9 protein-coding genes and 2 tRNA genes are annotated in these 11,768 nt (G+C 40.3%); 8 read left to right on the top strand and 3 right to left on the bottom strand.

The features are described 5' to 3' along the window. The first annotated feature begins 53 nt into the window (after positions 1-53). The 8 genes from I6F41_RS16370 (at position 54) to msrB (ending at position 8,990) form a co-directional block, all read left to right on the top strand. Complete coding sequence (locus I6F41_RS16370) at positions 54-785, top strand: RNA methyltransferase (protein ID WP_041454384.1); 732 nt, start codon at positions 54-56, stop codon at positions 783-785. A gap of 53 nt (positions 786-838) precedes the next feature. After that, the gene (locus tag I6F41_RS16365) at positions 839-4,252 is read left to right on the top strand and encodes a chromosome segregation SMC family protein (RefSeq protein WP_197108772.1); all 3,414 of its coding nucleotides are present in this window, start codon (positions 839-841) and stop codon (positions 4,250-4,252) included. A 68-nt stretch (positions 4,253-4,320) separates the two neighbouring features. Beyond that, positions 4,321-5,067 (top strand): cell division protein ZipA, encoded by a 747-nt coding sequence (gene zipA, locus I6F41_RS16360; RefSeq protein ID WP_011327768.1) that lies wholly within the window; start codon positions 4,321-4,323, stop codon positions 5,065-5,067. Between the two features lie 81 nt (positions 5,068-5,148). After that, positions 5,149-7,170, top strand: coding sequence for an NAD-dependent DNA ligase LigA (ligA, locus tag I6F41_RS16355; protein ID WP_197108777.1), 2,022 nt, complete (start codon positions 5,149-5,151; stop codon positions 7,168-7,170). Then, the gene (locus I6F41_RS16350; protein WP_011327770.1) at positions 7,163-7,507 is read left to right on the top strand and encodes a DUF3392 domain-containing protein; all 345 of its coding nucleotides are present in this window, start codon (positions 7,163-7,165) and stop codon (positions 7,505-7,507) included. Before ligA ends, I6F41_RS16350 begins: the two co-directional genes overlap by 8 nt. Then, complete coding sequence (locus I6F41_RS16345; protein ID WP_011327771.1) at positions 7,504-8,019, top strand: DUF2919 domain-containing protein; 516 nt, start codon at positions 7,504-7,506, stop codon at positions 8,017-8,019. Before I6F41_RS16350 ends, I6F41_RS16345 begins: the two co-directional genes overlap by 4 nt. A gap of 2 nt (positions 8,020-8,021) precedes the next feature. Beyond that, complete coding sequence (locus I6F41_RS16340; protein WP_011327772.1) at positions 8,022-8,462, top strand: hypothetical protein; 441 nt, start codon at positions 8,022-8,024, stop codon at positions 8,460-8,462. A gap of 87 nt (positions 8,463-8,549) precedes the next feature. Then, positions 8,550-8,990 (top strand): peptide-methionine (R)-S-oxide reductase MsrB, encoded by a 441-nt coding sequence (gene msrB, locus I6F41_RS16335; RefSeq protein ID WP_086997997.1) that lies wholly within the window; start codon positions 8,550-8,552, stop codon positions 8,988-8,990. Positions 8,991-8,995: 5 nt separating this feature from the next. Here the strand turns inward: msrB and I6F41_RS16330 are convergent, their stop codons facing one another. The 3 genes from I6F41_RS16330 to I6F41_RS16320 all read right to left on the bottom strand — a co-directional run bounded on the left by I6F41_RS16330 (position 8,996) and on the right by I6F41_RS16320 (position 11,579). After that, entirely contained in the window at positions 8,996-10,636 is a 1,641-nt protein-coding gene (locus I6F41_RS16330; protein ID WP_011327774.1) for a tetratricopeptide repeat-containing response regulator, read from the bottom strand. Between the two features lie 735 nt (positions 10,637-11,371). Beyond that, positions 11,372-11,447 (bottom strand) — tRNA-Val (locus tag I6F41_RS16325). A gap of 56 nt (positions 11,448-11,503) precedes the next feature. Continuing rightward, positions 11,504-11,579 (bottom strand) — tRNA-Val (locus I6F41_RS16320). Positions 11,580-11,768: the final 189 nt, after the last annotated feature.

Raw genomic sequence — 11,768 nt, 5'->3', positions numbered from 1 at the left:
CAGAAGTAGGTATGAGATCTGCTATACTGTGCGCATCATTTTATGGGGCTGTTATGATTTCAAAAAACCAACTCAAACTTATTCGCCAACTTGGCCAAAAAAAGTACCGCAAGCAATTTAATCAATACCTTGTACAAGGTGAAAAAAACGTACTTGAGTTATTAAACAGCCCATTAAAGGCGGTTGATATATTTGCTACCGAGGCATTTATAAATACCTATCAAGCACAGTATCTGGGTATTAATTTTATTTGCGCCGAGGAAGAGCTGCTAACAAAAGCAAGTACGCTGGTTAGTAACAATGCCGCCATTGCTATTGTAAATATGCCACAAGCAGCACAACTACAAACCAGTGGCTTAATATTAGCACTTGATGGTGTATCTGATCCGGGCAATTTAGGCACTATTATTAGAGTTGCTGATTGGTACGGTATTAAACATATTGTAACCAGTACAGATAGCGCCGATGCATACAACCCTAAAACAATTAGTGCCACTATGGGCTCGTTTGTAAGAGTGTCGGTAAGCCAAGTCGATTTACCTGCGCATTTAGCCACATTAAAATTACCAATTTATGGTGCCTTTTTAGACGGGGAAAATGTGCACAACACCCAATTTACAGGTTCAGGCGTGTTATTAATGGGCAGTGAGTCGCACGGTATACGCGAAGCGTGTGCCAAATTAGTAACTGATAAAATAACCATACCGGCTTTTGGTCAGGCTGAGTCGCTGAACGTGGCTATGGCAACCGGTATTATTTTAGATAATTTTAAACGCCAAGCTTAAAACTAAAGCAAGGTTAATGTTTATAACCAATAATATTCGGTAATAACAAAAAGATGCGCTTAAGCACTATAAAATTGGCAGGCTTTAAATCGTTTGTAGAGCCAACTAAAATTCCATTTCCTGATCAAATGACCTGTGTTGTAGGCCCTAATGGCTGCGGCAAGTCTAATGTTATTGATGCAGTGCGCTGGGTGCTTGGCGAAAGCTCGGCTAAAAATTTACGTGGCGACGCCATGGCCGATGTTATTTTTAATGGCTCAACTAATCGTAAAGCTATTTCGCAGGCCTCGGTAGAGCTTACTTTTGATAACGACAAAGGCGACTTTCCTAATACCTTTGCCGATCGTAATCAAATTGCTATAAAGCGTTTAGTTACCCGCGATGGTCAGTCGTTGTATTTTTTAAATGGCAGTAAATGCCGCAAACGCGATATTACCGATATATTTTTGGGCACAGGCCTTGGCCCACGTAGTTACGCAATTATTGAGCAAGGCATGATCTCGCGCTTAATAGAGAGTAAACCGCAAGAGCTTAGGGTGTTTTTAGAAGAAGCCGCCGGGGTATCTAAATACAAAGAGCGCCGCCGCGAAACGCAAACTCGAATAAAAAGCACCCGTGAAAACTTAGAGCGCTTACTCGATGTACGCAAAGAGTTACAAAGTCAACTTACTAAGTTAGCGGTGCAGTCGGTTGATGCTAAAAAATACCGCGAGTTAAAAGCGCAAGAGCGAACGTTAAAAGGGCAAATTGCCGTTTTAAAATGGCAAAAACTACACCAACAACAACTCGAAAAAAGCCAACAAATAAATAAATTAAATGAGCAAGTTACGTTTTTTAAAACGGCTCATTCTGGTCACGACGACGTACTTGCAAGCTTAGAAACCCAAGTACAAGCCTCGCAAGAAAGCGTAAGTGATGCGCAACAGCAACAACATGTAATACACACTGAGCTTACGCGATCTGAGCAACAACAAATAAGCATAAAGCAACAAATTCAAACGCTTAAACAAAATCAGATTAAACTACAGCAGCGCCAAACGCATAGTTTAGAGCTTAAAACGCAGCAGCAAACAGTGTGCGAACAACTAGAACACGCTTTGCAGCAGGCAATAGAAAACAACTTAATGCGCAACGAGCAAGTAAGTGAGTTAAGCCAAGAGCTTGAGAGTGCTTTAGAGCTAAAGCAGCAACACACTGAGGATTGGCAATCGCTTAGCGAGCAACTGCAGCAACTTAATAATAAGTTGCAGATGCAAGCAAATAATATTGAGCAAACTCAGCAGCAAAGCAAACACGTTAATGAACAAAGTGAGCAGTTAAATAAGCAAATTACACACCTAAAAAGTAGCGATGTTGAACAGCAGTTAGCTTCTCAAAAACAACAAAGGCAAGTGCTTACTCAAGAGTTAGCAACTAAGCAAACGGCGCACAGTAAAGGCCAAATGCTGCTTTTAGAGCAAAGTTCGCAGTTAAACAATGCCGAGCAGCAATATCAGCAACTTAGCCAGCAAGCTAACGAGCTAAAAGCCAGTATCGCAGGACTAAGCAGTACATTAGGGCTAGATAATGAGAGCGAGCACCACAACACCTTATTTAACCAATTAAAGGTTAAAGACGGGTTTGAGCACTGTATTGAACAAGCACTTAAATCGCTTGAGCATTTAAATGTAAGTGAGCAGTCGGCAAATAATAGTGTGTGGCATATCGCATCAACAAAAAGCAATCAGGCAAATGTAAAAAATAGCTTAGCGGCATTTATAACTCAGGGGGTTTACCCTGAAGTATTGAGCCGTATTGCTTATAGTAAAAGCGGCGAACTTAAAGCATTAGAGGATAATTTTTATATTGCCGTAATGGATGAAACCGCCGCTTTGCATGGTCGGAACTGGCATATAAGCTCAGATCGAAATGCTGAAAACTCATTACTGGTAAAGCACAAGCAATTGCAGCTTAAAACAGCGCAGCTAAAAAATGTAGAGGGTGAGTTACAACTCGCAGCCCAAGTGCTTGAGCAGCAAAAAGCACTGCAAAGTGAGCTTAGTACGCAGCAAAGTGAACTTAAAGAAACCATACATCAGCTGGCTCAAAATATTGCCGTAGCGAGTACGCGCAACGATATGTTAAAAGAGCAAGTAGCGCAGTACCAGCAGCAATTGCAACAGTACCAAACGCAACAACAGCAATTAGTTACGCAGTTAGCACAAATAAAAGGGGTGCTTAAAGATCAAACAGTGCAGTTTGAAACACTTAAGCAGCAACAGTTAAGTTTAAGCGGTGATCTTGCTACTGCAAATAACAAGCGCACCCACAGTGATACAAATTATAGCCAAGTATTAGCTAGGCTTGAGCAATATAAAACGCAAGCCCATCAAGCAACGCTTGCAGAGCAAAAGTCACGTAGCGAGTGGCAATTAAGCCAAGCTAAACTAAGCCATGCAGAGCAAGCGCATTTAAGTGCAGAGCAGGGTGCAAAAGAATTACACGATCAATTAACCCAGCTGCTAATACCCGAGCAAGAACTACTTGAAAAAATAGCCCAGTTACTTAAACAGCATGCGCAAGGCGAGAAAAACTTAAACACATTACAAAATAAATTAAACCAAGCAAAAGAGAGCTTAAGCACGAAGCAAGCGAGTCTTAAAAGTTCACAAGGTGAGCTGGTGGCGCTACAAGAGCAGCATCAAAAATTAAGCATAGAAGAGCAAAGTTTATTAATAAAAGCACAGTTGGCGCTTGAACCGCTAGAAGAGTTAAAGCAAAACCTAAAGCAGGTGCTTGATGAGTTACCAGAAACACTCATTATAAGCACAGCACAAAATAAACTCGCAGATATTGTTAATCAGTTGGAGCGCTTAGGTGCGGTAAATTTAGCCGCTATTGATGAGTTTGATCAAGCCAAAGCGCGCAGCGAATATCTTGATAATCAATTAGATGACTTAACAAAAGCGCTGAGTACCCTAGAAGGGGCTATTCGTAAAATTGATATAGAAACCAAAACTCGCTTTAAAGCGACCTTTGATCAAGTTAACCAAGACTTTGCAAAGCTATTTCCAAAGGTTTTTGGTGGTGGAAGTGCTTATTTAGAATTAACCAGTGACGATTTACTCGAAAGTGGTGTTAGTATAATGGCACGACCACCAGGTAAAAAAAATTCAACAATTCATTTGTTAAGTGGTGGAGAAAAAGCGCTGAGCGCATTATCATTAGTGTTTTCTATATTCAGGCTCAATCCAGCTCCATTCTGTATGCTGGATGAAGTAGATGCACCGCTAGATGATGCCAACGTGGTACGTTTTTGCCGTTTGGTTGAAGAAATGTCACAATCGGTGCAGTTTATTTATATTAGTCATAATAAAATTGCGATGGAAATGGCTGGTAGATTAACAGGTGTTACCATGGCTGAGCCAGGTGTATCGCGCGTAGTGGCTGTAGATATTGAACAAGCTGTGCAACTTGCACACGCATAGTTAAATTAAACGTATTAGGTTTTAACTAATACACAGGTTTAGGCATATAAAATAAAAAAGGTGAGGGGATGGCCGAAGAATTAAGATGGGTTTTAATCGTGATCAGTGTATTTGTCATAGGTGGCTTATTAGTACACGGTTTATGGTCAGTGCGAAAAAAAGACAACCCAGAAATACCTGCTAACGAGCGGGTCGAACCACAACACACAGCTCACTCTCATTCGCCAAGTGCAGAGCCCGCACAGAGCGTTGCCTTTGAGCAAGAAGAACCACAATTTGGTGAACTAAATTTTGATGCCAACGAGCCGCAAATAGATACTAGCGTGCCAGAAGTGCCAATTGAAGATGACCTTAGTGTAATTGAGCCAGAGCATGACCTTGAGCCAAGCGAAGAGCCTGCAGAGGTTTCAGACTTTGTGATTGTGCATATTCAAATGCCAGATGGAATGAGCATGCAAGGCAGTAAATTATTGCCCGCGGTAAACACCTTAGGGTTTAAATACTCAGAGGAAGGCTTTTTTAATCGTCATTTAGATCCAGCAGGCCAAGGCCCGGTATTATTTAGACTAGTAAATATGTATAACCCAGGTACCTTCGATATTGATAATATGGAACAATTTAGTACCGCAGGCGTTAGCTTATTTATGACCTTACCGTGTGAAGGTGATGGCTTAGCAGCATTTAATATGCTGCACAGTGCAGCTAAAAAGCTTAGCGACGAATTTGGTGCGCAAATTTTAGATGCGCAGCGTGAAGAAATGACCGTAGATCGCGTTCGTCAATATGTTGAACAGGTACGTGCATTTTCTGCGTAATTAACGCAATAGGTTAAATTTTTATAAGCCACTGGGCGTTGACTCGTCAAAGTGGCTTTTTTTATGTTTTTTGAGGTCAAAATGGCAAGCAGCATTAGTGAGCAAATAAACCATCTTCGTAGTACGCTTGAACAGCACAGTTACAATTATTATGTACTTGATACCCCCAGTATTCCTGATGCTGAATACGACCGTTTATTACAACAACTCAGCGCACTAGAAACTCAGCACCCAGAATTAATAACTGCCGACTCACCAACCCAAAAAGTGGGCGGTGCTGCGCTAAGTAAATTTGAGCAAGTAGCGCACCAAGTGCCTATGTTATCGCTTGATAACGCCTTTAGCGAAGATGAGTTTATTGCCTTTAATCGCCGTATAAAAGAGCGTTTAATGAGTACCGAAGAGCTTACTTTTTGTTGTGAGCCAAAACTAGATGGCTTAGCTGTGTCGATTATTTATCGTGATGGCGTACTAGTGCAAGCCGCGACCCGAGGTGATGGGTTGACGGGAGAAAATGTAACTCAAAACGTTAAAACAATTCGTAATGTGCCACTTAAATTACGAGGTAGCGATTATCCTGCTGAACTAGAAGTGCGCGGCGAAGTGTTTATGGATAATGCAGGCTTTGAAAAGTTTAACATTGAAGCTGAAAAACGTGGTGAAAAAGTATTTGTAAACCCACGCAACGCCGCCGCAGGTAGCCTGCGCCAGCTTGACTCTAAAATTACGGCTAAACGCCCACTGATGTTTTATGCCTACAGCACAGGTCTTGTAGCCGACGGTAGCATTGCAGAGGATCATTATCAGCAATTAGAAAAATTGACTGATTGGGGGTTACCACTTTGCCCTGAAACAAAATTAGTAGAAGGCCCACAAGCTGCACTGGCTTATTATACTGATATTTTAACGCGCCGTGGCGAGCTTAAATATGAAATAGATGGCGTGGTAATAAAAATAAATCAAAAAGCCTTACAAGAGCGTTTAGGCTTTGTAGCACGCGCTCCGCGTTGGGCTATTGCTTATAAGTTTCCGGCCCAAGAAGAAATAACCAAATTACTCGATGTAGAGTTTCAGGTGGGGCGTACGGGAGCAATTACACCCGTTGCACGCTTAGAGCCGGTATTTGTTGGTGGTGTTACTGTATCAAACGCTACCTTGCACAATGGCGATGAAATAGCGCGCTTAGGCGTAAAAGTGGGTGACACGGTAATTATTCGCCGTGCAGGGGACGTAATTCCACAAATAACGCAAGTAGTACTTGAGCGCCGCCCTGATGATGCCCGCAATATTGAGTTTCCGGTAACTTGCCCTATTTGTGACTCCCATGTAGAAAAAGTAGAAGGTGAAGCCGTAGCGCGTTGTACTGGTGGTTTAGTGTGCCCGGCGCAACGTAAACAAGCGATTAAACACTTTGCTTCGCGCAAAGCACTCGATATTGACGGCCTTGGCGATAAAATTGTTGACCAACTCGTCGACAGAGAGCTGATTAAAACCCCTGCAGATTTGTTTATTTTAAAGCAAGGACATTTTGAATCGCTTGAGCGTATGGGGCCAAAGTCGGCTAAAAATTTGGTTACTGCGCTTCAAGACGCTAAAGCAACAACTTTGGCTAAGTTTTTATACTCATTGGGTATTCGTGAAGCGGGTGAGGCAACCACACAAAATTTAGCTAATCATTTCTTAACCCTTGAAAACGTAATAAATGCCAGCATTGATAGTTTAACTCAAGTAAGTGATGTGGGCGAAATAGTAGCAACCCATGTACGTAGCTTTTTTGCCGAACAGCATAATTTAGATGTTGTAAATGCGCTGGTAGAGCAAGGTATTAATTGGCCTGAACTTACTCCACCTTCAGCGCAAGAGCAGCCATTAGCTGGCCTTGTTTATGTGCTTACCGGTACCTTAAACACATTAAACCGTAATGACGCCAAAGCACGTTTGCAACAGTTAGGTGCTAAAGTGTCGGGTAGTGTGTCGGCTAAAACCGATGCGTTAGTAGCAGGCGAAAAGGCCGGCTCTAAACTAACTAAGGCACAAGACTTAGGTATAGATGTACTGACAGAAGAAGATTTAATTAATTTATTAGAGCAACATAATGGCTGATTTATTAAATATATTAAATTCACTTTTAATTAACGTAGGGCAGTGGCTGCATAGTTATTTATATAATTTATCTATGCTGATAATGGTGTGCTTAGTGTCTTTATACGCAGGCGATATTATAAAGCTAACCAAAGGGCTGGTTGCACGTCGTCATTTTATAGTAAGAGTGCTGTGCTTTGTATTGATCACCGCCTTTGGATTTGGTTTTGTGGTTGTGTGGCTTAGCCCGCTACTGATTAAGGCGTTATTGTTTTTTGGCACTAAGTGGTTAGGTGTTACCTTGTTAGCAGCATTTTTTATATTGGGCACTATTGCCGATAGGAAAAATCAATTATGAGCCGCTATGGCCCAGAGTACTGGGATAAGTACGGCAGTTACCGTACACCCATCGCCTTTCATTTAAGTGTGCTGGTATTGTTACGAGCTTACTTTATTTGGATAGTGGCAGGGTTAAGCCGACGCCCAGAATTGGATTTGATGTCGATATTTTTTAAATCTAAAAACGATTTTTTTATTGCTATTGCCATTGGCGCTATAGCCATAGTACCAATTATTTTATTTTGTTTGCGTCGACCCCGCGAGTCTCATAAAAGTAGTGAACGCTTAGCTAAAATTTGGCGTTATATGCGCTGGCCTCTTATTTTGTGTGCGGTAATAGACTTAACTTGGTTAAGTATTCAAGCGGCTCATAGCTATTATCATTTTTCGTTATTTTTAGCGATTCAAATGGTGGTTGTATTATGGGTGCTGTGGTACTTAGCTAAAAGTCGTTATTTAACAGTGTTTTTTAATGATTGGCCTGAGCCTACCGAAAAAGCCGCAGCAGAAAAACGCCTTAATAAGGATTAAAAGTGGACGCTATAAATAAAAAAATAGCGGTGGTGGTGCTGTTTATAGGTGTGGCGCTTAGTGTGCTAATGCTAACTACAAAGCTTACAGAGCAGCCTTGGTTTATATTTTTATTTGTCTTATGGGTATTTGTTTTTTGCTCTTGTTGTTACCGATTAACCCCACTGTTTAAAACACGAAACCAAGTTAATGATTTTATTAAGCGCGATGCAAAACATTTAGTATTGTTTAGCTTAGCGGGATTTTTTGATAAAAAATCTGGCCCGCAGTGGTTAGCAATTAAAAATATTAAGCACCTTTCAACCCGCAATAATGAACTGCTAGTACACAGCTACCAGCAAACGCAATTTAGTATTAGTTTACCTGCGTCAAAAGTAGAGCTAGATGCTTTTTTACAGCAGATACTGACTAATTCAGAAAGACGAAGTATTACATTTGATTAAGTTGATCTTAAGCAAATGTAATAACGTAATAATTAACCAATAAAGCTAAATACGATTATAGCTAACCAAGCATTTAAAGAGGCTGTTATGTTGAAGTGGAATGATGTTATTAATTTTGCCAATAATGGCAATCCAACGCCGCCGAAAAAGGTTATTAAAACCGACGCTCAGTGGCAAGAGTTATTATCTGAAGATACCTATTACGTTACTCGTAAAAAAGGCACTGAGCGACCGCACAGCTCCGGTAGCTGCACATTGTTAGAGCCAGGCAAGTATGTATGTATATGTTGCGATAACTTATTGTTTGACGCAGATGAAAAGTTTGATAGCGGTACGGGTTGGCCTTCGTTTACAAAACCCGCAACAATAGAAGCTGTTGCCTATATTAGTGATAACACTCATGGGATGCAGCGTATTGAAGCAGTATGTAATGTGTGCGATGCGCACTTAGGTCATGTGTTTCCTGATGGCCCATTACCGACTGGCCTGCGATACTGCGTTAATGCCGCGTCAATGAAAAAGCTTTAACGCGTTTAGTCGGCTTGAATATCTAGCTGCATATCTTTTGCTTTATGCAAAATTTTATTTAAACGCTGCGCCTGATCTGCAGGTAGTTTAGCTTTGCTCAGTAAGGCGTAGCATTTTTTAGCAAGCCCCATATTAAACGAATCTCCCCCTTGTTGCTTGGTCGAATCAAACAAGCACTGTAATAAGTTAAGTGCGATACTCTGATTACGAGGCATCACCCTAAATGCTTGAGTAAACGCTTCTAGTGCCGTATTTAATTGCCCTCTATTAAATTGATTCACAGCATGGTTGTTTAACTCTTTAGGCCCCATTTTAATATCACGACGCTCGCTTTGCTGTTGTTGAATATAACGTAAATAGGTTGTGTCGCTTACACTTGGATGACGCTGACAATGCGTAATTATTTGGGCAAATAAATTTTGAGCTTTTTGATGAAAGCCTAGTTCGTGAAATGCTTTTGCTTTATCGAGTGCGCCGTCTACAGAGCGAATTTGTGTATCATCTTCATCAAGCTGCTCTATTAGTCGCTTAGCTTTTTGATGTTCATCTTTTAAGTAGTGTAGGCGTGCGTTTAATACATCGATTTGCGCCTGGTTTACATTATTAGGAAACTGCTTTTTTAAATCATTAATATATTGATTAGTTTGGCGAGAAATTCGTTGTATTTGATCCGTTTGATCTGTGGTTAGCGCAAAGTCGATACCGGCACGCGCCGCATTTAAATAAATATCTGGGCTATCGTGAATTGAGTATTTTGCATAGCTTGCAATATCTTTTTGGGTTAAATAGCTCTTTTCATAATCGTGATTAATTAACGATACATTACTCAAAGACTTTTGACGCATAATATTAAGAGGAGCAATATCCGCAGCCTGACTTAAAAACTCTTGTGCGAGCTCAAATTGATTAAGTTTTATTTCTAAACGACCTAATAAATCAAGCGCGATTAAACGAGTTTCGTTGCGCTCTAACATGGTTTTAAGCATGCGCTGGGCTAAAATATGTTCATTATTTTCTATCAGTGCTTCTACTAAACCTACTTTAGCCCATGCAAATTTTTGGATATCGAGTACCGACTTAAAAAAGTCTTTGGCCTCTTGGTTACGATTAAGGCGTAGTAGGGCATCACCTTTTAATCGCAGTAAAATAGGGCTGTAGTTGTTGTTTTTATTTAATGCTGCACTTATGTACTTAAGTGCTTTGGAATCATTACCGTCATCAATAAAATTGTAAACTGTTTGTAAATCACGTTTACGTTTTAAAATACGCTCTATACGTATTTTAAGCTCTTGTGCTGTAAATGGTTTAACCAAAAAATCATCGGGTTGTAATTCAAGAACACTATGTACAAGCGAGCCACTTGTTTCTGCAGAAATAAAAATAAACCCAGTGGAGCTTTTAATTAACTGCTTTATTCGCAATTCCTCATAAAGCTGATAACCATCTTGATGCTTATTTAGATTGAATGAGCATACAATTAAATCAAATTGCTCGTTTATACACTGCTCTTTTGCCGAGTTAGCATGATCTGCAAATCGTAACTGTCCAAAGCCAAGCTTTTCTAGCGATTGTTTCATATAGCTTTGGGCGAGCGGTTGCTCCTCCACTATAAGTATTTTGGCTGTTGAATAGATCTTTGTTGGCATTTGGCTTAACAGTGATTACGTTTAACACAGACTATAATCAACAGTTTAGCTGCTTACAAGGGAATTTAGGTTATTACTCAACTTTATTAAGTACTTAATATGCATTCACAGGCTTATATGAGGTGGGTAATACTTAGCTTGATACCTGCGACCCTTGCCATTCGTTATAAAGGGCGGCGATGCTCTTTTTCTTTCAACTGAGCTAATTGCCCAAAAGGACATATATATTATTTAAGTATTTGATGGAGATATTACGAGATACTAAGAAGTGTTTATATGTGGTGGGTAATACTTAGCTTGATACCTGCGACCCTTGCCATTCGTTATAAAGGGCGGCGATGCTCTTTTTCTTTCAACTGAGCTAATTGCCCAAAAGGATTTATATATTATTTAAGTATTTGATGGAGATATTACGAGATACTAAGAAGTGTTTATATGTGGTGGGTGATACTGGACTTGAACCAGTGACCCTTGCCATTCATTCTAAAGGGCGGCGATGCTCTTTTTCTTTCAACTGAGCTAATTGCCCAAAAGGACTTTTATATTATTTTAGTATTTTATGGAGATATTAAAAAATGTTTATATGTGGTGGGTGATACTTAGTTTGATACCTGCGACCCTCGCCATTCGTTATAAAGGGCGGCGATGCTCTTTTTCTTTCAACTGAGCTAATTTCCCAAAAGGACTTTTATATTATTTTAGTATTTTATGGAGATATTAAGAAGTGTTTATATGTGGTGGGTGATACTGGACTTGAACCAGTGACCCTCGCCTTGTAAGGGCGATGCTCTCCCAACTGAGCTAATCACCCACATATAAAATAGGTATAACGCTTAATTAAATGCTTTAAACATTTAAACTGTAATTTGGTGGGTGATACTGGACTTGAACCAGTGACCCTCGCCTTGTAAGGGCGATGCTCTCCCAACTGAGCTAATCACCCAAATTACATTATTAACTATCAAGGGTGATAGTTAACACTGGACTTTAACCAGTGAACACTGCCTTTACTTGTAAATAGCGGCGATGCTCTCTTTTTTCTAACTGAGCGAATCACCCATTTAGATTTTTGTAATATACACCATTTTAAAAATGGTGGGTCGTACTGGACTTGAACCAGTGACCCTCGCCT

The sequence above is a fragment of the Pseudoalteromonas sp. SCQQ13 genome (assembly GCF_015864415.1).
Taxonomy (GTDB): domain Bacteria; phylum Pseudomonadota; class Gammaproteobacteria; order Enterobacterales; family Alteromonadaceae; genus Pseudoalteromonas; species Pseudoalteromonas nigrifaciens.
The sequence above is the reverse complement of the archived record's forward strand: the minus strand, read 5'-3'. Positions and strand labels throughout refer to the sequence as shown.

Coding starts and splice junctions, on each gene's coding strand:
- I6F41_RS16370 (WP_041454384.1), top strand. CDS start 54: ATGATTTCAAAAAACCAACTCAAACTTATTCGCCAACTTGGCCAAAAA.
- I6F41_RS16365 (WP_197108772.1), top strand. CDS start 839: ATGCGCTTAAGCACTATAAAATTGGCAGGCTTTAAATCGTTTGTAGAG.
- zipA (WP_011327768.1), top strand. CDS start 4,321: ATGGCCGAAGAATTAAGATGGGTTTTAATCGTGATCAGTGTATTTGTC.
- ligA (WP_197108777.1), top strand. CDS start 5,149: ATGGCAAGCAGCATTAGTGAGCAAATAAACCATCTTCGTAGTACGCTT.
- I6F41_RS16350 (WP_011327770.1), top strand. CDS start 7,163: ATGGCTGATTTATTAAATATATTAAATTCACTTTTAATTAACGTAGGG.
- I6F41_RS16345 (WP_011327771.1), top strand. CDS start 7,504: ATGAGCCGCTATGGCCCAGAGTACTGGGATAAGTACGGCAGTTACCGT.
- msrB (WP_086997997.1), top strand. CDS start 8,550: ATGTTGAAGTGGAATGATGTTATTAATTTTGCCAATAATGGCAATCCA.
- I6F41_RS16330 (WP_011327774.1), bottom strand. CDS start 10,636: ATGCCAACAAAGATCTATTCAACAGCCAAAATACTTATAGTGGAGGAG.